Source organism: Comamonas sp. UBA7840, assembly GCF_002501455.1.
Classification (GTDB): Bacteria; Pseudomonadota; Gammaproteobacteria; order Burkholderiales; family Burkholderiaceae_C; genus Comamonas; species Comamonas jiangduensis.
The window spans coordinates 44550-69117 of the sequence record NZ_DLTI01000022.1 but is presented as its reverse complement, the minus strand read 5'-3'; the positions used below and the strand labels follow the sequence as shown (position 1 = coordinate 69117).

The 24568-nt window shown below is 51.2% G+C and carries 20 protein-coding genes; all 20 read left to right on the top strand.

The genetic code is table 11. The features are described from left to right. Position 1 precedes the first annotated feature (1 nt). Entirely contained in the window at positions 2–1843 is a 1842-nt protein-coding gene (locus B3R00_RS07410) for an acyltransferase family protein (protein WP_286998391.1), read from the top strand. Positions 1844–1849: 6 nt separating this feature from the next. Then, positions 1850–3112: a lipopolysaccharide biosynthesis protein gene (locus tag B3R00_RS07405; protein ID WP_286998390.1), complete on the top strand. Its 1263-nt coding sequence runs from the start codon at positions 1850–1852 to the stop codon at positions 3110–3112. A 2-nt stretch (positions 3113–3114) separates the two neighbouring features. After that, entirely contained in the window at positions 3115–4077 is a 963-nt protein-coding gene (locus tag B3R00_RS07400; RefSeq protein ID WP_286998389.1) for a methionyl-tRNA formyltransferase, read from the top strand. A gap of 234 nt (positions 4078–4311) precedes the next feature. Next, entirely contained in the window at positions 4312–5067 is a 756-nt protein-coding gene (locus tag B3R00_RS07395) for a GNAT family N-acetyltransferase (protein ID WP_286998388.1), read from the top strand. Between the two features lie 2 nt (positions 5068–5069). Further along, entirely contained in the window at positions 5070–6983 is a 1914-nt protein-coding gene (gene asnB, locus B3R00_RS07390; RefSeq protein ID WP_286998387.1) for an asparagine synthase (glutamine-hydrolyzing), read from the top strand. Further along, the gene (locus B3R00_RS07385; RefSeq protein ID WP_286998385.1) at positions 6980–8341 is read left to right on the top strand and encodes a polysaccharide deacetylase family protein; all 1362 of its coding nucleotides are present in this window, start codon (positions 6980–6982) and stop codon (positions 8339–8341) included. Before asnB ends, B3R00_RS07385 begins: the two co-directional genes overlap by 4 nt. Positions 8342–8373: 32 nt before the next feature. Beyond that, a complete protein-coding gene (locus B3R00_RS07380; RefSeq protein WP_286998383.1) occupies positions 8374–9621 on the top strand; it encodes a hypothetical protein in 1248 nt (415 codons plus the stop codon). An 11-nt stretch (positions 9622–9632) separates the two neighbouring features. After that, on the top strand, positions 9633–10802 hold the full coding sequence (locus tag B3R00_RS07375) for a hypothetical protein (RefSeq protein WP_286998382.1): 1170 nt from the start codon (positions 9633–9635) through the stop codon (positions 10800–10802). Beyond that, entirely contained in the window at positions 10789–12024 is a 1236-nt protein-coding gene (locus tag B3R00_RS07370) for a glycosyltransferase (protein ID WP_286998381.1), read from the top strand. The genes B3R00_RS07375 and B3R00_RS07370 overlap by 14 nt, the downstream gene beginning before the upstream one ends. Next, the gene (locus tag B3R00_RS07365) at positions 12011–13054 is read left to right on the top strand and encodes a polysaccharide biosynthesis protein (protein WP_286998379.1); all 1044 of its coding nucleotides are present in this window, start codon (positions 12011–12013) and stop codon (positions 13052–13054) included. Before B3R00_RS07370 ends, B3R00_RS07365 begins: the two co-directional genes overlap by 14 nt. 5 nt (positions 13055–13059) lie before the next feature. Next, a complete protein-coding gene (gene wbjC, locus B3R00_RS07360; protein ID WP_286998377.1) occupies positions 13060–14190 on the top strand; it encodes a UDP-2-acetamido-2,6-beta-L-arabino-hexul-4-ose reductase in 1131 nt (376 codons plus the stop codon). A 60-nt stretch (positions 14191–14250) separates the two neighbouring features. After that, a complete protein-coding gene (gene wecB / locus B3R00_RS07355) occupies positions 14251–15393 on the top strand; it encodes a non-hydrolyzing UDP-N-acetylglucosamine 2-epimerase (protein ID WP_286998375.1) in 1143 nt (380 codons plus the stop codon). Positions 15394–15412: 19 nt separating this feature from the next. Then, the gene (locus B3R00_RS07350) at positions 15413–16642 is read left to right on the top strand and encodes a glycosyltransferase family 4 protein (protein ID WP_286998373.1); all 1230 of its coding nucleotides are present in this window, start codon (positions 15413–15415) and stop codon (positions 16640–16642) included. A gap of 72 nt (positions 16643–16714) precedes the next feature. Beyond that, on the top strand, positions 16715–17314 hold the full coding sequence (locus B3R00_RS07345) for a sugar transferase (protein WP_286998371.1): 600 nt from the start codon (positions 16715–16717) through the stop codon (positions 17312–17314). Positions 17315–17382: 68 nt separating this feature from the next. Continuing rightward, positions 17383–18045 (top strand): acetyltransferase, encoded by a 663-nt coding sequence (locus B3R00_RS07340; protein WP_286998369.1) that lies wholly within the window; start codon positions 17383–17385, stop codon positions 18043–18045. 67 nt (positions 18046–18112) lie between these two features. Continuing rightward, positions 18113–19288 (top strand): DegT/DnrJ/EryC1/StrS family aminotransferase, encoded by a 1176-nt coding sequence (locus B3R00_RS07335; RefSeq protein WP_286998368.1) that lies wholly within the window; start codon positions 18113–18115, stop codon positions 19286–19288. Next, positions 19279–21306, top strand: a complete 2028-nt coding sequence (locus tag B3R00_RS07330; protein WP_286998367.1) for a polysaccharide biosynthesis protein — start codon at positions 19279–19281, stop codon at positions 21304–21306. The genes B3R00_RS07335 and B3R00_RS07330 overlap by 10 nt, the downstream gene beginning before the upstream one ends. A 116-nt stretch (positions 21307–21422) precedes the next feature. Then, a complete protein-coding gene (gene argB, locus B3R00_RS07325; protein WP_219162811.1) occupies positions 21423–22313 on the top strand; it encodes an acetylglutamate kinase in 891 nt (296 codons plus the stop codon). Between the two features lie 332 nt (positions 22314–22645). Continuing rightward, positions 22646–23368 carry a response regulator transcription factor gene (locus tag B3R00_RS07320; protein ID WP_286998365.1) on the top strand — a complete coding sequence of 241 codons (723 nt, stop codon included), beginning with the start codon at positions 22646–22648 and terminating at the stop codon, positions 23366–23368. A gap of 112 nt (positions 23369–23480) precedes the next feature. After that, complete coding sequence (locus B3R00_RS07315; RefSeq protein WP_286998364.1) at positions 23481–24554, top strand: ATP-binding protein; 1074 nt, start codon at positions 23481–23483, stop codon at positions 24552–24554. Positions 24555–24568: the final 14 nt, after the last annotated feature.

Here is a 24568-nt window from a genome sequence, read left to right as displayed (position 1 = left end):
GATGAGTGACAACACCTCTTATCGCTCCGACATCCAGGGGCTACGCGCAGTGGCCGTGTTGGCCGTCATGCTGTTTCACTTCAATCCCACCTGGCTGCCCGGTGGGTTTGTTGGAGTGGATGTGTTTCTGGTTATCTCCGGCTACCTCATCGCCCGTATCCTGCTGGCGCGAAAAGCCCAGCCGGATTACCACCTTGGTGGAACGCTGCGGTACTTCTATGTCAGCCGCCTCAAGCGCATTGCCCCTGCGTATTTCGCCATGCTGGTGCTGGTATCGCTGCTTGCGGCAGTGCTGTTTCTGCCGCAAGACTTGGCTATTTATAAAAAGGGCTTGAACCAGGCAGCCTGGTTTAACAGCAATCACTACTTTGCCGGTTTTGGCGACTACTTTGCACCAGCCAACCATGAGCAGCCCCTGTTGCACACTTGGTCGCTGGCGGTCGAAATCCAGTTCTATCTGCTGGCCCCGTTTCTGGTGTTGCTTTTGCCCACCAGAGTGCTCCAATGGATGCTGGCCGCCTTGTTGATCGGCCTGACAGCCTTGGCTGAATACCGCCTGCGCATCCTCGGCATCCAGCAAGAAACTTATTACAGCCTCTACGCCCGTCTACCGGCATTCTTCGTCGGCGCCCTGGTGGCGCTGTGGATGCATGCAGCGGGGGGAGTGAAACCCTGGCTTGGCAGCCTGGGCCTGGTCTTGGTGCTGGTCTCGGCAGCGGTACAACCGCGACTAGGCCCCTTTCCGGGCGTGCTTGCGCTGCTTCCCGTGACGGGCGCAGCGCTCATCTTGTTGCGTCCGGTGCAGGGAACGGTCGGACAACTGCTGGCCAGCAAGCCCATGGTCTGGGTGGGCGAGTTGTCGTATTCGCTTTATTTATGGCACTGGCCCGTGCTGGCCTTGATGCGCTACTACACTGGCTCGCAGGTGCTCGACATGCCGTTGAGCCTGCTCTTCATCGTACTCACCGTGGTGCTGGCTACTGTCTCGTACTACGTGGTCGAAACCCCGCTGCGTGCCCACCGTGCCCGCTTTAAGCAAATGCTGGGCTACAGCTTGCTAGTCGGGGGTGTTCTGGCCACAAGCCCCGCCATGGCTGCCATCAACCGGGTACTCTCGCCTGCGCCACTGCCCATCGAATACCAGCGCTATGCCGACCCCGCCACGATCTGCCACGGCCAGATCGTGGGCGACTGCCTGCAAGGCGACTTCAGTAGCGACAAGGAAGTACTGGTGCTGGGCGATTCCCATGCTGCCATGCTTAACCTATTCTTTGACCAGCTGGGCAAGGAGCTAGGCTTCAAGGCCCGCATCATCACCGCCAGCAGTTGCGTAACCATTCCGGGTTTTGACTATCAGCGGATTGCCGAGTGGGCGCACGAAGCCTGCCTAAAGCAAATCGAGCAGGCACAGAAATACCTGCCTAGCGCTAAAACCATCTTTCTTGCCGCCAGTTGGAATTGGCAACTGGCCTCCAGTGACTTTCAGCACGTCTTGGAGGCTTTCTTGGATGGGCAAAGCCAAGCCGGTGCCCGGATTTACATCTTGGAGCAAGAGCCTTTGCTCAGCAAAAATCCACTGCGTGCCTTGCGCTTCAGCGCCTTGGGGCTTGGGCCAAAAATCGACATCGACTCTGCCTATCAGCAAGCCAACGCCAGCCTGCAGCGCCTAGCTGCCCGTCACCCCGGCGTAACCAGCCTGAACTTTGAAGCCAGCGGCATGTTTACCCAGGCACCCTTTGCCGATGGCATCCCTATTTATCTGGATGAGCACCATCTGAACGAAGCTGGTGCAAAACGTTACGCCGCCGCGGCACGCAGCGCATTCACAAAAATCATGGATTAAAACCGAATGCGCAGATTTCTCCCAAAAAGTGCCTACGCCCGCAACGTGCTCACGCTGATGACGGGCACCACGCTGGCGCAGGCCATACCGATCGCCATCAGCCCACTGCTCACGCGCCTGTACAACCCGGAGGAATTTGGCCGCTTTGCCCTCTACATGGCTGTGGTCTCTATCGCCAGCGTGCTGGTCACCGGGCGCTATGAACTCGCCATCATGTTGCCGCGCCAGGACAAAGACGCCCTGCACATTGCCGCCGTGGCCATGGTGCTCAGCATCGCCATCAGTGCCGTGTTGTTGTTCGTTGTCCTCTTCTTTGCCCAGTCGATCGCCGTACTGCTGGGTGATGTCGCGCTGGCGCCATGGTTGTACTGGGTGCCAGCAACTACCCTGCTGCTAGGCTTGTACCAAAGCCTCAACTACTGGAGCAACCGCAAAGCCCAGTACAAGCGCCTAGCCATTAGCAGCGCGACGCAAAGCAGCAGTGCAGCGCTAGCGCAACTGAGCAGTGGTTACGCGGGCAGTGGTGCCGTAGGCCTCGTGGGTGGACAAATCACCGGGCAGGTGTTGGCCACTAGTGTGTTGGCACGCCTGATTTGGCGCGAAGACCATGAGGCAATCCGAGCACTACGCCTACGGCGTAGTCTGGTGTTGGCAAGAAAGTACATCAATTTTCCCAAATACCTAATCGTTGCTCACGGTTTCAACACCGCTTCGGGTCAAATGCCCGTGCTGATGCTCAGCGCCTTATTCAACACTGCAGCGGCGGGTTTTTTCACTCTTACCCAGCGAGTCATGACCGTGCCTATGTCTCTGATCGCAAAGGCCTTGGGTGACGTCTTCCGGCAAGAGGCCAGCCACGCCTATAGCCACCTAGGCCAGTGTAAGACGATTTATGAAAAAACCTTCAAGCGCCTACTGCTGATCTCGGTAATCCCTTTTACTGCATTCTTCTTCGTAGCGCCCACCTTGTTTGCCTGGATATTTGGTGAACAGTGGCGCGTGGCCGGTGAGTATGCACAAATTTTGACGCCAAAATTTTTCTCTGATTTTGTTGTAGGGCCACTCAGTGCCATGTTCATGATTGCCGAGAAACAACGCTTGGATTTGTTGTGGCAAATATGCTTGGTTTTGACGGGGGCGGCTTCTTTTTATCTAGGATATTTGTTTTCGGATGTAAAGCTTGCGTTGATTGCTTACGTTGCAAGTCACTTTTTTATGCAAATCATTAATTTTATTATGAGTTATAGATTTGCAAAAAATAATATTTAAATATGAGAGAAATCAAAATATTGTTGATAACGCAAGGCGTTTCAAGGCTGGTAAAACCACTGTTTAATTCAGAATACCAAGTGGTAGGGGTTTTAGAATCCATGCCACGAGAATTTAATAATTTTAAAAAAAATTCTTTATTGGCCGATATTCTGAAAAAAATCTACAGCAGAGTAATGAATAAAGATTTATCCCTCTCTGATTTTTGTAAGAAAAAAAATATCGCTTATAATTTCATTTGTAAGAAAAATGCAAAAGAAGTCGCAGCCTGGATTGAGAGTTTGAAGCCGGATTTAATTGTGGTTTCGAGCATGTCTCAACTTCTTAAGGAAGATGTCCTTAAAATACCACCACTTGGCGTAATCAACCTACACCCGTCATTCTTACCAAATTATCGTGGTGCCAACCCAGATTTTTGGCAATATTACGATATGGAAATGAACCCTGGAGTCACGGTTCATTATGTGGATGTTGGTGAAGATACGGGTGATATCATCTTTCAGGAAAGAGTGCATATTCCATTGGGTACCAAATCCCCCGCACGACTGGATAAGCTGATTGGCGAATTGGGTGTATCGCTGATGTTAAAGGCGATTGATGCTACTGCGCATGGCAATGCGCCGCGCACACCGCAGCCAGCGCAAAGCCCGACTGCACGGTCCCGCAACTTGAAGCCCGAAGAGCATACACAAATTATTGATTGGAAAAATTGGCCGATAGAGCGCGTGTGGCATGTACTGCGTGGCACGGAGCTGTGGCTGAATGCCATTAAGCAACCTGTCGGCATGTTGGCTGGGCAGCGCTGGTCGATTCAGGAATATGAAAAAACAGAGATGCCACAAGGCACACCTGGTGAAGTTGGAAGATATAAAAAAAGAAAATGTGTATTTACCAAGGATGGTGTAATTTATATAGATATAAATTTTGATATTAAAAAAGTAATTCTAAAAATTCTTCAGAAATAATTTATCTTGGAAATTAACTTGTCTGATCGCATAGCTAAATACCGCAATCTCTGCACCCAAGAAGCCTCTATTCCCCTGTTCAGCCAAGCTTGGTGGCTGGATGCTACGGCGGGTGAGGGGGCTTGGGATGTGGCCTTGGTGGAGAAAGGTGACACCGTCGTTGCAGCCATGCCTTATGTACCGCGTCAACGCTACGGCTTCACGGTGCTGGGCCAGCCCGCCTTGACGCAAACCTTGGGCCCTTGGCTGCGCGAGACGGACGGCAAATCCTCCTCCAAACTTGCGCAGCAAAAAGACCTCTTGCAGGCCTTGATTGCCCAACTGCCGCCTTTTGCCTGTTTCACCCAAAACTGGCACTGGCGAATGGGCAACTGGTTGCCGTTTTACTGGGCGGGGTTCCAGCAAACCACGCGATATACGTACATCTTGCATGCGTTGGGTGATGAGGCAACGCTGTGGGGGGGGATGCGGGAAAATATTCGCACTGATATCAAAAAGGCCAGCAATCGCTTTCAACTACGTGTTCGTGATGACTTGACTCTCGATGATTTTCTGGTGCTTAACCGCATGACCTTTGCCCGCCAGAACATGGCCTTGCCCTATACCGAGGCCTTTTTACACAAACTGGATCAAGCTTGCGTTGCACGGCAGGCACGCAAGATCTTCATTGCCGAAGACGAACAAGGCCGCCGCCACGCCGGGGTGTACATTGTGTGGGATGGCAACAGCGCTTATTACCTGATGGGTGGTGGTGACCCAGAATTGCGCAACAGCGGTGCCACCAGCTTGTGCATGTGGGAGGCAATTAAGTTTGCTGCGTCAGTGACCAAGTGTTTTGATTTTGAAGGCTCAATGATCGAGCCAGTGGAAAGATACTTCCGCGCCTTTGGTGCCCAGCAAACGCCATACTTTACGGTCAGCAAAACCTCATCACGAATTATGAAAGTGGTTCAATGCCTGCGTGACTTCAAAAAAGATTGGAATAAATAATCATGTGTGGAATAGCAGGTATTGTTTCTCAAGCTCCTATCGATGCTGCTTATATTCAGCGCATGGGTGATGTGCTGGCGCATCGTGGCCCGGATGGGCAGGGCTTCATGCTGTCCCAGGGTGTGCATGCTGAAAGCCCGCTGCCGGGTTTGATTGAATTTTCTCCAGTATTGCCTTGCCATGTGGCACTGACGCACCGACGTTTGGCGATTGTCGATTTAAGCCCATTGGGGCATCAGCCCATGGTCTGGCAGCAGCGTTACGCCATCACTTTCAATGGCGAGATTTACAACCATGTTGAATTACGCCAAGAACTAGAGGTGTTGGGTTACGCCTTCGCATCCCATTCGGATACCGAAGTGATTTTGGCTGCCTACGATGCCTGGGGAGTGCAATGCCTGAATAAATTCAATGGCATGTGGGCGTTTATGCTGGTGGATACGCAGCAGCATCGAATTTTTGTGAGTCGTGACCGCTTTGGCGTCAAACCGCTGTATTACGCTCAAACCAATGAAACTTTTGTTTTTGCGTCAGAGATTAAAGCGTTGCTTGAGCATCCCGTAGTGGATGCGATTCCAGATAAGGATTTCGCAAAACAATATCTACGCTCTGGGGCTTCTGAGGAAGGTGGTCAGACCGCGTGGAAAGGTATTTCCCGTTTTCCTGCTGCCAGCTATGTTGAATGTGAAATCACTCAGTTAACTGCAGGCTGTTGGACGCCCGTCCCGTATTGGGATGTGCAGCCCAATCTCAGTACCGAAGCCTTTGACGATGCCAAGGCCCAGCAACTGGCCAATACTTATTACCATTTATTGGAAGATGCTGTACGTCTTCGCTTACGTGCCGATGTCAAGGTTGGCTCGGCACTTTCGGGCGGGCTGGACAGTTCGTCCATCGTGTACCTGATCAACAAACTTTTAAAAGAGCAAGGTGTTGCTGATCGGCAGGAGACTTTTTCCAGCGTGTACAAATCCGCGGGTGTGCAAGATTGCGATGAGTCACAATTTATTGACCACTTGGCGCAAGCGCTGGATGTACGCTCCAACCAAATTGAACCTCATGTGGACGATGTACCAGCCGAGCACGAAAAGGTAATCTATGCTATGGATTATCCGCCGGAGAGTACCTGTATGTCGGGTTGGCACACTTTTTTGCGCGTGTCGCAGTCGGATGTCACCGTTACCCTTGATGGCCAAGGGGCAGATGAGCAGCTAGCTGGATATTTGCCCTATCTGGCATATTGGTTTGCGCAAATGCCACTAGGGCAAGTGGCGCGTGAACTTCCAAAAATTTTTGAAATCCCTGGTGCTTCACGTTCAGCATTGCGAGGCTTGGCGGTGGGGATGGCGCGGCGGATATTGGGTGAGTCCATCACGTTGATGTTGGTACGTAAATTAGGCTATCAGATCGATCCTTTTATACATCTGAATCAGAAATTGGTTCAGGACTTAAAGACGTCACTGCGTGTATTGATTCACTACTCAGATCGCGTATCAATGGCTCACTCGATTGAATCACGCATGCCTTTTATGGATTATCGTGTCGTGGAGTTTTTGGCTTCAGTGCCTGCAGTCTATAAATTACACGGCGGTTGGACTAAATATCTGGCACGGAGGGCGTTTTCGGGCAAGCTGCCCGATGAAATCGTCTGGCGCAAAGATAAAATGGGTTGGCCAATCCCAGAAACCCATTGGTTTGAAGGAAAGCTTAAAAGCTGGATGGCAGAACATGTGACCAATCCAACCTTTCTTCAGTGGCTGGGCGTGACCGTAGCCGATGTGCCGCTCGATAGACCCGATGTGCCCATGACACACAAGGTGCGCTGGCTCAATCTGGCAACTTGGCACCATTTGTTTGTGGTCAAAGCACCAGCGCCGCAGCTGCTGGCCGATAAAAGTGTAGAGACGCAAACATGAAGTGTTGGTGTACCCCAGCCGCTCTAGACTGGCTACAAGTCATCCTGCAAGAACGCTTTGGCCACGCGTTTGAGCTGCAACTGCAGCCTGACGTACAGTGCATCGCCCTGCGCCTGCCCGGTGATACGCGCTACATCGCCTTGGCACTGGACGGCACTACCTTTACCCGCGCGGATTCTAATCTGCCCTGTGCCCAGTGGAATGCTAGCGCCGAAGGCTGGCCCACCGCGCTGCCCGGCGCATTGCCCGCGCCCGGTTCCGCGAAGCTGCCCACGCCGTTGATTACAAGCACCGAAAACGGCGGGCGTATCGACTATGACATTCTGGGCCTGACTTACTGGATGCTTACGCGACGGGAGGAGGTGAGTCGTACTGATCTGGATAGCCATAGACGCTTTCCAGCAGTTAACTCACACGCCTACCGGCACCATTATTTGGAGCGCCCCATTGTCGATGAATGGCTGCATGTGCTGGGGCAGGTGATGGCCAGGACCTGGCCGGGCATAGCGCTCACGCAACACCAGTTCAGTATGAAGGTGAGCCATGACGTGGATTCTCCGAGCCTGTATGCCTTCAAACCATGGAAAACGATTGCACGCATGATGGCTGGACATGCACTCAAGCGCCGCGATTGGCAAGCGTTTTGCACAGCACCTTGGGTGAAGTTGGCGACCAATGGAGTACTGCACCCTGCTGACCCCTACAACACCTTTGAGTGGTTGATGGATGTATCTGAAGCGCATAACCTCACCAGCGCCTTCTACTTTATCTGTGGGCGCACTAGCAATATGGATGCTGACTATGAGCCAGAACACCCCATCATCCGCGCCCTTATGCGCCGTATCCATGAGCGCGGTCACGAGATTGGTCTGCACCCCAGCTATGGAACCTATCAAAAACCAGAGCTGATTACGCAAGAGGCGCAACGATTACGGGTCATTCTTGCTGAAGAAAATATCAAACAAAGTGCGATTGGCGGGCGCATGCACTACCTGCGCTGGCAGCAAGCTACCACTTTGCAAGCTTGGAACGATGCAGGTATGGCTTATGACAGCACTCTGGGGTATGCCGATAGACCCGGTTTTAGATGTGGTACATGTTTTGAGTATTTTGGGTTTGTTCCAGAGACTCAGAAAATGTTAGAAACTCGGATACGCCCCCTAATAGCTATGGAATGTTCTGTAATGGACAACGCTTATCTTGGATTAACTAATAATCAAGCTGCTAAAGATAAATTCTTGGAGCTTAAAATTAATTGCTTTAAATTGGGTGGGTGTTTTTCCATGCTATGGCATAACTCATATTTCGCTAATGATATTAATTTGAAAGAACTATATGAGCATATTTTTCATGATTAAACTGAATAAAAAAATTTAAAGGAATTAGATTGATGCTTGCTATGTTTCAAGCAGTATTGTTGTTATTTTATTTTATTTTAAATATTTTCAATATTGAAGACAGCAGATCGGGTTTGTTGTTGTTATTGTTTTTTTTATTATTTTCATGTTTCAGTGTTTTTTTTGATTTAATAAATGGTCGGCTGGTAGTAAAGCGGAATATTTTAATTTTTTTATTATTTGTTTTTTGGTTAATTTTACGATTATTAATTGATGTGCAAGATATCGAGTACATTAAACAGCTGACGTTAGCTACTGCCACTGGAGTTTTGATTTATTTTTTAGTGGGAGTTTTTATTGAATTGCAGTTTCGAAAAATCGAAAACCATTTTTTTTATTATTTTATAATTTTCTTGTATTTTGCTTCTTCGTTTGTTATATTATATAAGTACATAAACCTGATTGCTGATGCTGATCGATTTTATATTTATATAGAAGATGGAGGGTATCAGAGAATCGGTAACTTTATGATAATGATTTCATTATCTGTTTCTTATTGTTTTTTACGGCTTTGCGTTGATCTTAAAAAAAATATAGTCAATAGTTTTTTTGTATTCGCTCTCTACAGTGCTGGTGTTGGTTGTATGTTAGTAAGTAGCCAAGTAATTGGTTCTAATGCGGCAACTGTGAATTTGGCTCTGATCTACGGTATTACATCTGTTTTTGTTTTGTTGGGGGGGGATAAATTTGTCAATTGGGGGAATGGAGTTTTCTTCATTAGGTCAAAGATGGTAATTCATCAAATAATAAAAAAATGTGTCTTTTTTGCTATTTTTTGTTTTGCTATATTATTTGGTATTATTGTTTCTTTTGATATTGATATTTATCAAGCAAGGTTTTTTGGATTTGGAAGCGGTGTGAATGACTCATTAGAGTCACGAAGTAAAATATTGAGCGATTATGCTATTCAGCAGCTTGAATTTGCTCCTTTTTTTGGAAGTACGAGAGTTTCATACGTTGTTACAGGAGATCAAGGTGCGTACATTCATTCATTTCTATTGCACTTAATATCTTGGCTGGGTATATTGGGGTTGATTATTTTTGTTGCGTATATTGTGGATGTGTGGTTTTCTTTATTCAGATCGATTAAATATAAGTACCAAGAAAACTTTCTTGCATCATGGCTGTTTGTTTGTTTTTGTGCGATTTTTTTAGTTGCAAATATTGCAACTCCTATGTTTTGGGTCGTCATTTATTTTATTTTAGGGTTTGCGTCGCAAACTTTTGTTAGACCTAGGTAGAGTTAAGTTTTATGAATGATTTATTCTTCGAAAATGATGATTTGAATTTATACGTGTTGGTAACAATGACGAATTGGGACGAAGCTCCTCGAATTCGACATGAGGTTGCTAAATTTCTTTCTGTTAGGAATAATGTTTTATTCATTCAAATATATTCCCAGAGGGGGCGCTTTAGAAAAGTGCAAAAGTTGCATCCTAGAATTATTATAGAAAAGGCTGGTTTTTCGCTTCCTGGGTTAACTCGATTGTTTTGGGTTGTCCCATTTTTTAGAAAAATTTATCATTGGTATTTGAGTATTTGTATCTCTAGGGTCGTAAAAAAATACACAAATAAAAAATTTTTGCTAGTTAGCTTTCAATACGACTTCCCTGAAGTTTTTAGTATTGATGATGTTTTTGCGGGGGTGTATTTCTGTAATGACGATTTCGTTGGGCAGGGTTATAAACAGAGTGAGTTTGTTAAAAATATTAAATATAAAACTCAAGGTCAGGTTGTTCGAAATGCGGATTTAGTCGTGACTGTGAGTGATCCATTGCAGGAGTTATTAAGCAAGTACTCTAATGATGTTAAATTGATTTATTCTGGACATGGTTTTGACTTGAATAGAAGCTTAGATTTTTACAATAAAAAAACAATAAAAAAAGATGATATAAATGTTTGTTATTTAGGGTTTCTAAATTCAGGTGTTGCGGTTGAATGGCTTTATTATATCGCCACGCAGGATGATATAAATCTAACGATAGTCGGGCCTCTGTCGAAATCTGTCTTGGAAGCCTTTGGTAATAAAAAAAATTTCAAGCACATTGATATACTAGTCAATGAACCATTGCAAGATTTTTTATTGAGTCAAGATGTTTTGTTAATGCCTTATTCTTCAAGTGTTGCAAATAATATGACATCTACGCCGGCAAAACTTTTTCAGTATATTTCATCTGGGAAGCCAATTGTTTCTAGTATCATGCCTAATCTCATTAGGCTGCCTGATAAATTTGTATATATGGCTAAAGATAAATACGAATTTTACAGTTTAGTGAAAAAATCGATTGAAGAAAATTGCAAAGAACTAGCTCTGGAGCGAATTGAATTTGCAAAAAAACACACTTGGAGTGCAAGGGGGGAGGAGTTTGATCGCCTTGTCAACGCTGTTCTTGTGAGATCTGATAGGAATGAAAATGCCTAATTTCAGTGTTGTTTTTCTTGGGGGTGTTTTTTTTGATGAAGATGCTATTTTAGAAGATTCCGTAGGACCGGTTCAGAATGCTGCAAACTCATTGCAGAAGAAATATATTTCTGGTTTTGTTGATCAGGAGGATGTCATTTCGGTCGATATTGTTAATTTTCCATTTATTTTTCCATACCCTAAATTTTATAAGAAAAAAATATATAAGCCAACAAGAGAAAGTGGTGTTTTCTTAGGGGCAAATATTCATGAGCGAAGTTTTTTGAATTTAAGATTTTTTAGATTTTTTTCTAGAGCGATCGGGGCTTTTTTTTGTGCTTTTACTATTTTAAAGAAAAGAAAAAATAATGAAATTATTTTTATTTGCTATTCGATGCATTTTCCTTTTGTATTAGCTTGTTTTCTTCTTAAAATTTTCTGTAAAAAACCAATTTTTGGATTAATAATTCCTGATTTGCCAGAATTCATGGCGGTCAGATCAGGTATAAAAAAGATAATTTATAATTTATTTTCGAAGATATCTTATTGGCTGGCTCGCAGACAAGATTTTGTTGTGCTTATAACTCAACAAATGAGAGATTTTTTTCCAAAACAGCCTTCTTTTATTATTGAGGGGATGTCAGATTTTTGTCGTCTTGATGTTGATTTAGCCTCTTCCTGCTTTAATTTGCCTGATAATTTTTTCTTTTATTCGGGAACGCTTGATAAGCGATATGGAATATTGGACTTATTAGCAGCCTTTGCCAGTGATGAATCTGGTTGTTCCAGTCTTGTGGTGTGTGGCTCAGGCAATGCGTCAGAGGATGTTTTGTCAGCAAGTATGAAAAATAAGCGTATTGTTTTTCTGGGGCAAATTCCTAATAAGGATGTTATTTTAATACAAAAAAAAGCTAATTTTTTAATAAACCCAAGAAAAAACTCATTGGAATATACAAAATACTCATTTCCATCGAAAATTATGGAGTACATGTCTAGTGGTACGCCTGTTCTGATGTATAAGCTAGATGGCGTACCATCTGAATATTATGATCATTGTTATACTGTAGATGATTTTAATCGAGATTTGATGTGTGCTATTCGAAATTTATCGATTATGAATAATAATGAGACTGTAAAAAAAGGATTGGGGGCTAAGAAATTCGTTTTTAAAAACAAAAATCCTAGAAGTCAGATATTTTCATTGATCGATTTTATAAAAGAGAAGTTTTATGTTCAAAAATAAAATATTGCTTATTACCGGTGGCACCGGCTCTTTCGGTAATGCCGTACTCAAGCGTTTCCTGGACACGGGGATTGCTGAAATTCGCATCTTCAGCCGTGACGAGAAGAAGCAAGATGACATGCGCAAGCGCTATAACAGCGCCAAGATCAAGTTCTACATTGGCGATGTGCGTGATGAACGCAGCGTGGAGCAGGCCATGCGCGGCGTGGACTATGTCTTCCATGCTGCCGCGCTCAAGCAGGTACCGTCGTGCGAGTTCCATCCCATACAGGCGGTGCGCACTAATGTGCTGGGAACAGAGAACGTCCTTGAGGCTGCGATCCAGGCAGGGGTCAAGCGTGTGGTATGCCTTAGCACTGACAAGGCCGTCTATCCCATCAACGCCATGGGTATCAGTAAGGCAATGATGGAAAAAGTGATGGTGGCGACCAGTCGTAACCTGGAGGGCTCGGGTACGGTGATTTGCGGTACACGCTATGGCAATGTAATGGCGTCGCGTGGCTCGGTGATTCCGCTGTTTGTGCAGCAGGTATTTGCGGGCAACCCCATCACCATCACCAACCCGGCGATGACCCGCTTCATGATGACGTTGGCCGATGCGGTGGATCTGGTGCTCTATGCCTTTGAGCATGGCAACAACGGTGATATTTTTGTACAGAAGGCCCCGGCCGCCACAGTGCAAGTGCTGGCGCATGCGGTTTTGGCGTTGATGGGCAAGCCTGATCATCCAGTGCATACCATTGGTACCCGCCATGGCGAAAAGCTCTACGAGGCGTTGCTCAGCCGTGAGGAATTGGCTTGCGCTCAGGATATGGGCGATTATTACCGTGTACCAGCTGATGGCCGTGATCTCAACTATGCGAAGTTCACTGAGCAAGGTGAGCAGCGCCTGACCGAGACCTCGGAGGAAGAGGACTACAACTCACACAACACCCTGCGCCTGGACGTGGAAGGCATGAAGCAGTTGCTGCTTAAACTGGATTTCATGCAGCGCATTGCACGCGGTGAGCACGCCGAGGCTGAGGAGTAATTGCTGTGAAAAAGGTCTTGATCACCGGTGCCAATGGTTTTGTTGGCAAGAACCTGCAACTGCATTTGGCTGAGCGCAAGGATGTGCAGGTCTTGAGCTTTACGCGTGAAAACGATGTGGCGCAATTGCCGAGTCTGCTGCAGGAGGTGGATTTTGTTTTTCACCTGGCTGGCGTTAACCGTCCGCAAGACCCGCAGGAGTTCGGCGTTGGCAATGCAGAGCTGACGCAGATGTTGTGCCAGGCGGTGGGTGCGGTAGTCGCAAATACGGGGCGAAAGATTCCCGTGGTGTACACCTCGTCCACCCAGGCTGCGCGCGAGAACCCTTATGGGCAGAGCAAGCGTTTGGCTGAAGAGGCGCTGTTTGACCTGCAGCGCATATCGGGTGTGTCGGTGCATGTGTTCCGCCTGCCCAATGTCTTTGGCAAATGGTGCAAGCCCAATTACAACTCGGCCGTGGCCACTTTCTGCCACAACATTGCGCGTGAGCTGCCCATTCAGGTCAATGACCCTGCTGCGGCGCTGACGCTGGTGTATGTGGACGATGTGGTAGAGCGATTCATCCAACTCTTGGATGGCGCGGATGCCATGGTCGATGCCGATGGGTTTGCGGTACTGGCGCCGCAATACACCACGACCGTGGGTGAACTGGCGGCCCAGATCAAGACCTTCAAGGGCAGCCGCAGCACGCTGATGACCGAGCGTGTGGGCACTGGCTGGATTCGTGCGTTGTACGCCACCTACGTCAGCTACTTGCCGGTAGAGGCTTTCACCTACACCGTGCCGATGTATGGCGATCCGCGCGGGGTGTTTGCCGAGATGTTGAAAACGCCCGATTGTGGCCAGTTCAGCTACTTCACTGCGCACCCAGGCATTACACGCGGTGGGCATTACCACCACACCAAGACGGAGAAGTTTTTGGTGATCAAGGGGCAGGCGCGCTTCAAATTTCGCCACATGCAGACCGGCGAAGCTTATGAACTGGTGACCAGTGGCGACAAGGCCGAAATTGTGGAGACAGTGCCGGGCTGGACACACGACATTACCAACATTGGCCCTGAAGAGATGATCGTCATGCTCTGGGCGAACGAGGTATTTGACCGTGCGCGGCCGGATACCTTTGCCTGCCCGCTGTAGCCATTGCCATCAAGTGCCCGGCACGCACGGGTGCTTACTCACTTCTTTTCAGATTTCACAATGAAAAAACTCAAAGTCATGACCGTGGTCGGTACCCGGCCCGAGATTATTCGCCTTTCCCGCGTCATGGCTCGCTTGGACGAGCATTGCGAGCATGTGCTGGTGCATACTGGTCAAAACTATGACTACGAGCTGAACCAGGTGTTTTTTGACGACTTGGGCTTGCGTAAACCAGATTATTTCTTGAATGCAGCTGTGGGCAGTGCTGCTGAGACGATTGGCGCCATCATTGCCAAAATGGATGCTCTGCTGGTTACTGTGCAACCCGAGGCCATGCTGGTGCTGGGTGATACCAACAGTTGCCTGAGTGTGATTCCGGCAAAACGGCGCAAAGTACCGATCTTCCACATGGAGGCAGGCAACCGCTGCTTTGACATGCGTGTACCCGAGGAGATTAACCGCCGCATCGTGGATCACACAGCAGATATCAACCTGACCTACAGCACCATTGCGCGTGACTATCTGTTGCGTGAAGGCTTGGCGCCTGATCAGGTCATTAAAACAGGTAGCCCGATGTTGGAAGTGTTAACGCACTACCGTTCGCAGATTGTCGCTTCTGATGTGCTGCAACGCCTTGGCTTAACTAAAGAAGGGTACTTTGTTGTCAGTGCCCACCGTGAGGAGAATATTGAGAGCGAGCGCAGTTTTACCAAGCTGGTGGCGGTGCTCAATGCCGTGGCGCAAGACCATGGCCTGCCGGTGGTGGTCAGCACCCACCCGCGCACCAAGAAGCGTATCGACGCGACGGGTGCCCAGTTTCACCCGCTGGTGCAGCTGATGAAACCGTTGGGGTTTCATGACTACAACCACCTGCAATTGCATGCCAAGGCGGTGTTGTCAGACAGCGGCACTATCAATGAAGAGGCCAGCATCTTGAACTTCCCGGCGCTTAACCTGCGCGAGGCGCACGAACGCCCCGAGGGCATGGAAGAGGCCGCAGCCATGATGGTGGGCTTAGAGGTGGAGCGCGTGCGCCAAGGCTTGGCCATTTTGGCCACCCAGCCACGAGGCAACGACCGCAGCAATCCCCACGGCATTCGCCCTGTTTACGACTACAGCATGCCAAATGTGAGCGACAAGGTGCTGCGCATCGTGCACAGCTACACCGATTATGTGAACCGCGTGGTGTGGAAGAAGTATTAAAAGACAGGGTCGTTACGCCATGAAACCCCCCCGTGTTTTGCTATTGACCCAATGGTTTGACCCCGAACCCACCTTCAAGGGCCAGGTGTTTGCACGCGAATTGGTGCGCCAGGGCTTTGAGGTGGAAGTGCTGACGGGCTTTCCCAATTACCCGGGGGGCAAGCTGTACCCCGGCTACCGCATCCAGTGGCTGCAGCGGGAGGTGATCGACGGGGTGCAAGTGACCCGGGTCCCGCTGTATCCCAATCATGACCAGTCGGCCATCAAGCGGGTACTCAATTACGCCAGCTTTGCCGCATCGGCATCGATCTACGGAGTGTTCATGGCCAGACGCGCCAGCGTGATATATGCCTACCACCCACCATTGACGGTGGGTATGGCTGCGGCGCTGATCAAGCTGTTTCGGCGTATACCGGTTGTGTACGACATTCAGGACATGTGGCCTGACACTTTGCGTGTCACAGGCATGATCAACAATCCCAAGGCGCTGAACATGGTGGCCCATGTGTGTCGCTGGGTCTACCGACGCATGAGCCACATCGTGGTGCTGTCGCCCGGCTTCAAGCGCTTGCTGCTGGAGCGCGGCGTGCCTGAATCTAAACTTAGTGTGATTTACAACTGGGCCGACGAGGCTTCGCTGGCAGCTCCAGTGGGGCAGGTTTCGACAGAATTTGCGACGCCAGAACAGTTTCGGATTTTGTTTGCCGGCAACATGGGCAAAGCGCAGGCCTTGGACACCGTGCTTAATGCGGCTGCGCTGTTGCAGCGGCGTGGAAGCCGTGTGTGCTGGGTCATGCTGGGGGGCGGGGTAGAAGTGGAAAGACTCAAAGCTGAAGCAGCGCAACGGCAACTGAGCAATGTGGTGTTTTTGCCTGCTGTGCCCATGGCCGAAGTGGGTGCGTATCTGCAATCTGCAGATGCTCTGCTGGTACACCTGCGAAAAGACCCGTTGTTCGAGATCACCATTCCTTCCAAAACCCAAGCCTATATGGCAGTGGGTAAGCCGCTGCTGATGGCTGTGGATGGTGATGCCGCGGATTTGGTGCGCCAGTCCGGTGGTGGCGTGGTGGCTGAATCCGAAAATGCCGAAGCCCTAGCAAATGCTGCAGATCAGCTGGCGGCTATGTCTTCAGAATCTTTGGCCACTATCGGTCATCAGGCAAAAAGTTTTTACCGTGAGCATTTGGGATTGGCTCAGGGCGTGCACAAATTTGGTGAAATTTTCAAGCGTATGGCGAAGAAAATTTGACTTGCAATTATTCTTTTCAAGAAGCACTACACAAGAAACGTTGATAGCTATTTTTCTAATTAAGTGACCCTGATGAAACGCTTTTTCGATATCACCGTATCTGCGCTTGCCTTATTGCTCTTAGCTTTACCCCTGCTGCTATTGATCTGGCTAGTGCGGCGAAAGCTGGGCAGCCCAGTGTTCTTTCGCCAAGTGCGTCCGGGGCTGAATGGTTTGCCGTTTGAGATGGTCAAGTTCCGCACTATGACAGATGCGCGCGGCCCGGATGGCCTGTTGCTGCCAGATGCTGTGCGGCTCACACCTTTTGGCCGATTTTTGCGTTCCACCAGCTTGGATGAACTACCTGAGCTGTGGAATGTACTCAAGGGCGAGATGAGCCTGGTCGGGCCGCGTCCCTTGCTGATGGAGTATTTGCCGTTGTACTCGCCCGAGCAGGCACGCCGCCACGCAGTGCGCCCGGGGGTGACGGGCTGGGCACAGGTCAATGGCCGCAATGCCATTGGCTGGGAGGAAAAGTTCGCGCTGGATGTGTGGTATGTGGACCATCAGTCGCTGTGGCTGGATCTCCAAATCCTGTGGCTGACGGTCAAGAAGGTACTGGTGCGTGACGGCATCAGCGCAGCCGGTGAAGCAACGATGAGCAAGTTCACAGGCGGTCCGCAAAAAAAATGAATGAAATTGGCTGATTCCCCTTTCAGGGTAAGCGATATAAGCTATCAATATTTAAAAAGGAGTCGGGTTTGCATCCACAAGATTTGTTTGCTGTCTATGGTGCCAGTGGCTATGGTCGCGAAGTAATGCCTCTGGCACGCCAGCAATTAGCGCAGGCTGGGGTGGGGCTGGATCAACTGGTTTTTGTGGATGATGCACCTGGGCCAGCGATGCTCAATGGCCAACGGCTGTTAACTTATGCGCAGTTTCTGGCCACGCCTGTGCGCCAGCGTCATGTAGTGTTGGCAATTGCGAATAGTGCCGTGCGAGAAAAGCTGGCACAGCGCTGTGCTGCCGATGGTGTGCTGCCCTGGAGTGTGGCGGCGGCCAATACCGTGCGCATGGACGCCGTGGAACTGGGGGAGGGGGCCATCCTTAGCCCCTTTGTGACGTTGACCAGCAATATACGGATTGGCAAATGTTTCCATGCCAATCTCTACAGTTATGTCGCGCATGACTGTGTGGTGGGTGATTTCGTTACCTTTGCCCCAGGGGTGCAGTGCAATGGCAATGTGGTGATTGAAGACCATGCCTATATCGGTACGGGTGCAGTGCTTAAACAAGGGGGGCCTGGCAAGCCGCTGGTGATTGGCCGGGGCGCGGTCGTCGGTATGGGCGCCGTGGTGACCAAAAGTGTGCCGCCTGGCACGACCGTGGTCGGTAATCCTGCAAGAGTATTGGAAAGAAATTAGTCAAATTGACCTCAATCCCATATGCAAACTGCATTTGCAGTTCATGTTTTAAAAAATTTTCTTAGCCATGCTTAACACCTCTTTCTCCCCCTGGCCCAGCTTTACTACCGAAGAGGCCACCGCCGTGCAGCAGGTGCTGTTGTCCAACAAGGTCAATTACTGGACAGGCCAGGAGTGCCGCACGTTTGAAAAAGAGTTTGCCGCTTGGGCCGAAGCCCGTTATGCCGTGGCGCTGGCCAATGGCACGCTGGCACTGGATGTGGCGCTGAAAGCGATGGGGATTGGCCCGGGGGATGAAGTTGTGGTGACGCCGCGCACCTTCATCGCCAGCATTTCTTGCGTTGTCAATGCTGGTGCTGCACCTGTTTTTGCGGATGTGGAGGCCGACAGCGGCAATATCAGCGCGGCCACCATCGCCCGGGTGCTGACACCGAAAACCCGCGCAGTGATCTGTGTGCATCTGGCTGGCTGGCCTTGCGATATGGATCCCATCATGGCGCTGGCTGAGCAGCATGGCCTAAAGGTGATTGAAGACTGTGCCCAGGCGCATGGTGCACGCTACAAAGGCCGTAGCGTAGGGAGCATTGGCCATGTGGGTGCGTGGAGCTTTTGCCAGGACAAGATCATGAGCACAGGTGGTGAGGGGGGCATGGTCACCACCAACGACGAAATGTTGTGGCGTGCTATGTGGAGCTTCAAAGACCACGGTAAGAGCTATGCGGCTGTGTATGAGCGAGAACACGCCCCTGGTTTTCGTTGGCTGCATGAGAGCTTTGGCACCAATTGGCGCATGTTGGAAATGCAAGCAGTGATCGGGCGCATTCAACTCAAACGCATGCCGGAGTGGTCGGCCCTGCGAACGCGCAATGCGATGAGCATTCTTGCTGCATGCCGTCAGTTCCCTGCACTGAGGGTGCCCGAAATTCCTGAAAACATTGTGCATGCACATTACAAATGCTATGCCTATGTCAGGCCTGATCAGCTTGCCGATGGCTGGAGCCGGGATCGTATCGTCGCGGAAATCAATGCGCTGGGCGTGCCTTGTTACCAAGGTTCGTGCTCGGAGGTGTATCTGGAAAAGGCTTTTGATGGCACGGGTTGGAGGCCTTTAGATCGGTTGCCGCATGCCAAGGAACTGGGTGACGCCAGCTTGATGTTCTTGGTGCACCCCACTTTGACCGAGGCTGAGGTACAGCAGACCTGCGCCGCAATCCATGCAGTGATGGAAAAAGCATGCCGTTAAATGCTTTGGCGGTGCCACTGCTCAAGCTGCCGCGCTTGACCAAGCAAATTGTGGTTTTCATCGCCGATGTATGTGTTTCACTCGTGGCGGTCTGGCTGGCGTTCTATCTTCGGATAGATCAAGTAGGTGGGCCTGTTTTAGAGCAGGGCTATGTGTATGGTTTAGCGATTGTGCTATTTGTGCCTATCTTTGTGCGCATGGGCCTGTATCGGGCCATCTTCCGTTACGCCGGTATGCCCGCCGTGGTGGCGACAGCGCTGGCCGTGACCATCTATGGCATCGTCTTTTTTGCCCTCTTGTTGTGGTTGCGCTGGGATGGCGTGCCGCGCAGTATTGGCCTGATTCAGCCCATCTTGTTTTTGCTGCTTGCCGGGGGCTGGCGAATTCTGGCGCGCTACTGGCTTTCAGGGGTGACGGATTCTGAGAGTCCTCGGGCCACAAAGAAGCATTTGCTGATTTACGGTGCCGGTGAGGCAGGTGTCCAAACTGCATCTGCCCTGAATGTGATGCGTGAGTTTTCTGTGCGCGGCTTTGTCGATGATGACCAGGGCAAAGTTGGCCGCACCATCCATGGGGTTCCGATTATTTCGCCAACTGCTGTTGCAGATTTTGTGGCGCAGCACAGGATTTCCGACATCCTGCTGGCCATTCCTTCGTTGGGGCGCCAGCGTCGCCGCGAAATTATCGACCAGCTGCAACTGTTGCCTGTGCATGTGCGCTCCTTGCCGGGCATGCTGGATTTGGCCTCGGGCAAGGTTTCGGTGTCGGATTTCCAGGAGCTGGACATCGAAGACCTGCTGGGCCGCGACCCGGTAGCTCCTGATCCGCAGTTGCTGGCCAAGAACTTGGCTGGCAAGGTGGTGCTGGTCACAGGCGCTGGGGGCAGTATTGGCAGCGAGCTGTGCCGCCAGATTGTGCGAGAGCAGCCGCAAAAGCTGGTGCTGGTGGAGCACAACGAGTATGGGCTCTATGCCATCCACCAAGAGCTGCAACTGCTGTGCAAGGAGCAGCAGTTGAGGGTGGAGATACACCCGCAGTTGGGCAGCATCCGGAATTTGCGCAGATTGCGCGCCATTTTCGAGAGGCACCAGCCGCACACGGTCTACCATGCGGCGGCCTACAAGCATGTGCCCATGGTGCAGGCGAATCCTTCGGAAGGCATTCTGAATAATGTGTTTGGCACCCTCAACGTGGCGCGTGCAGCTATGGAAAGCGGTGTGGACCACTTTGTGCTGATCTCCACCGATAAAGCGGTGCGCCCCACCAATGTCATGGGGGCCAGCAAGCGTATGGCAGAGCTGGCGTTGCAGGCTTTGGCCAGTGCGAAGATGGTGGATTACGCCCCTGTGGATGAGCAGCCGCTAGGCGTGTCTGCGCCGATTCGCAACCAGACCTGCTTTTGCATGGTGCGTTTTGGCAATGTATTAGGCAGCAGCGGCAGTGTGGTTCCGCTGTTTCGCAGCCAATTGCGTGCAGGTGGGCCGTTGACGGTGACGCATGCCGAGGTAACGCGCTATTTCATGACCATTCCGGAAGCTGCGCAATTGGTGCTGCAGGCTGGCGCCATGGGAGAGGGGGGCGATGTCTTCGTACTCGACATGGGTAAGCCCGTCAAAATTGTCGACTTGGCGCGGCGCATGATTCGTCTGTCGGGTATGACGGTCAAGGATGATGCCCATGCTTCCGGAGACATTGAAATCAAGGTGGTGGGCCTGCGCCCTGGTGAGAAGCTATATGAAGAGTTGCTGATCGGTGACAACCCAGAAGCGACGGCACACCCTCGGATCATGAAAGCCCATGAGCAGTTTTTGACGTGGGATCAGTTATTGCCGCATCTGTTGACTTTGCGTGCTGCTGCGAAAGCTGCGGATGCGGATGCGATCAATGATGTGCTGAAGCAGTTGGTCAGTGGCTATGTACGATCGCATGCAGCAGATGAGCAGCGCTTGGGTTCCACCACCACGCAGCAGCTCATGCAGGCAACGCCTGCTGCAGAGGTACGCAGAGAAACACTGTAATGGCTTGATCCTCGATTTAGTTGAGGCAAAATTTACTCTATGAGCAAGGCCGCTACCATCAGCGGCCTTTTCCATATTTAACTTGCACACGTCCTGTAGCTCAGGCGTTGATATTCATGACCACTCTCACCCACATCACCCCCCGCGACAAAGCTGAAATCCTCGCTCAAGCGCTGCCCTACATCCGCAAGTTCCATGGCAAGACCATGGTCATCAAGTATGGCGGTAACGCCATGACCGATCCTGCGCTGCAGGCGGACTTTGCGGAAGACGTGGTGCTTTTGAAGTTGGTGGGGATCAACCCGGTGGTGGTGCATGGCGGGGGGCCGCAGATTGAAACCGCACTGAACCGACTGGGCAAGAAGGGCGAATTCATCCAGGGCATGCGAGTGACCGACGCGGAGACCATGGAAGTGGTGGAGTGGGTGCTGGCCGGTGAAGTGCAGCAGGACATCGTGGGCCTGATTCACCAGGCAGGCGGCAAGGCCGTGGGCTTGACGGGGCGTGATGGGGGGCTGATTCGCGCCAAGAAGCTGAAGATGGTGGATAACAGAGATCCATCCATCGAGCATGATGTGGGGCAGGTGGGCGATATTGTGGCGATTGACCCCAGCGTGGTGCAGGCGCTACAAGATGATGCCTTCATTCCGGTGATTAGCCCCATCGGCTTTGGCGAAGAGAACGAGAGCTACAACATCAATGCCGACGTGGTGGCCAGCAAGCTGGCGACGGTGCTGCAGGCTGAAAAACTGGTGTTGCTGACCAATACCCCCGGCGTTTTGGACAAGGGCGGCAATTTGTTGACCGATCTGACCGCGCGTGAAATTGATGGTCTGTTTGCCGACGGCACCATCTCTGGCGGCATGTTGCCCAAGATCAGCGGTGCGCTCGATGCTGCCAAGGCGGGTGTGAACGCGGTGCATATCATTGATGGTCGTGTGCCGCATTCGATGCTGCTGGAGATCCTTACCGATCAGGCTTACGGCACCATGATCCGCAGCCACTGATTGAGTTCATGCATTGTTAAAAACGCTGAGCGCCCCAAGCCTCAGCGTTTTTTCATGGACGGCCCAAATTCCAAATAGTCACGGCAGTGACAAAAACTCACTAATATGGCTGCTGAAAACGGGGAGGCAGTTCCGCGTGCGGATTGCACCATCGAAGACCCGCACATACCACCCTGGATGCGTCGTGACTTTGCCTGGACATACTTTGGTATTGAAGGCGGTTTCGCGTTTCGTCTCCATCGCAAATCCAAGATTTGCTGGGTGGGGTATGAGCGGCTCAAAAGCAAGTGCAGCGCCTGATAGAGAAAAAGGCGCGCATAAGGGGACTTGGAATGCGGCTTTTGCTGGTTGAAGACGATTTGATGGTGGCCAGCGGCATGAAGCTCGGGCTGACCGATGCGGGCTACGCTGTGGACTGGGTCAGCAGTGCGGAACGTGCCTTGGAGGTGCTGGCGCAAGAGTCATTTGATATTGCGATTTTGGATATCGGCCTGTCTGGCATGGATGGGCTGGAGCTGCTGCACCGCATGCGCAGCAAAGGCATGGCTTGCGCCAGCATGCCGGTCTTGATGCTCACGGCGCGCGATGGGCTGCACGACCGCGTGCGAGGGCTGGATTTGGGGGCGGATGACTACATGGTCAAGCCCTATGAGTTGCCCGAGCTGCTGGCGCGCTTGCGTGCACTGCTGCGCCGTTCGCAGGCTGCGAATAGTGCGGTGCTCAGTTTTGGGCCTTTAGCGCTGGATACTGCCGCGCACAGCGTAGGCGTATGGACGGGCGGCGAAGAAGGCGCTGGTGAATTGCAAAGCATTGACCTGGGTCCGCGTGAATGGACGGTGCTGGAGTATTTGCTGATCCACGCGCCCAAGCCCGCCAGCAAAGACAAGTTGCTGCAGGCGCTGACGGGCTGGGACAAAGAGATCACACCGAACGCCGTGGAAGTGTATGTCTCGCGCCTGCGCGCCAAGCTGGAGCCCCACGGCGTGGCACTGCGGTCCATCCGGGGTTTTGGCTACCGGCTAGATTTGCTGCAGGCAGAAACTGCAGCCAATTAGTTTTTTGCAACTTTTATAGCTGCTAGCGCTGATTAATCAAGGATTTCAAATAGAAAAGTATCTGAAGTCTCAGTGAATCAAGCGCAACCAGCTCTTTTATTTGATGAAGCCCATGCATCTGCTGGTTCGCAAGCGTTTGGTGGCCTTGCTGCTGCCCATGTTGCTACCCGTCTTGGGGCTGCTGGCGGCCGCGGTGTGGCTGGGTTACAGCGTGGCGGCACAGATTGCGGCATACCCGGGGCAGTCGCCGCATTGGGGCGATGTGCTGGTGGCCGCCTTGCCAGCGCTGGTCATGTTGCTGCTGCTGGCCGCCATGGCACATCTGGCCGCACGCAATGCCTTGGCGCCGTGGATTACCTTGGCGCAGTCCGTGCAGGCGCGCTCGCCCAAAGATTTGGGGCAAATTGCGATTGCGCCTGAAGACCCGATGGAGGTGCGAACCATGGCCGAGGCGCTCAACCGTCTGTTTGCGCGTGCCCATGCAGAGCGCAACGCCCAGCAGCGCTTTATTGCCGATGCGGCGCACCAGCTGCGTACACCGTTGGCTGCCTTGCAGTCGCAGGTGGAAGCCTGGGCCTTGATGGCGCATGCAGCGCCGGAGAAAACCATCCATCTGCCCGCACAGCAGGTAGACCAACTGCGCCAGGCTTCGCGCCGCACCACACAGTTGGCCAACCAGCTGCTGGCGCTGTCGCGCGTGGACAGCCGACTGGGGCAAGGCGAAGCAGCCCAGCGAGTGGATTTGAAAAGCCTGTGCGAAACGCTGCTGGAATCGTTTCTGGACAGCGCGCTGGAAAAAAGTTTGGATCTAGGGCTGGAGGCCGAATCTGCGCACGTAAGTGGCCACGAATGGCTGCTTCGCGAATTAATCAGCAATCTTTTGGACAATGCCATCAAATACACGCCCCCCGGCGGCCAGGTCACCTTACGCTGTGGTAAACACGTTGGCGATGAGCGGCAGGTGCGCGCTTATGTCGAAGTCGAAGATGATGGCCCCGGTGTGCCTGTGGGTGAGTACACACGCTTGACGCAGCGCTTTTATCGCCTGCCCGGTGCGCCAGCGGAAGGCACGGGTCTGGGCCTGGCTATTGCAGAAGAAATAGCACAAGAACACGGCGCCGCCTTGTATTTCGGTAAAGGCGCCAACGAGGCCGGAATGAAAGTTCAACTGCTATTTGGGGAGTGATAACTTCCGATTCG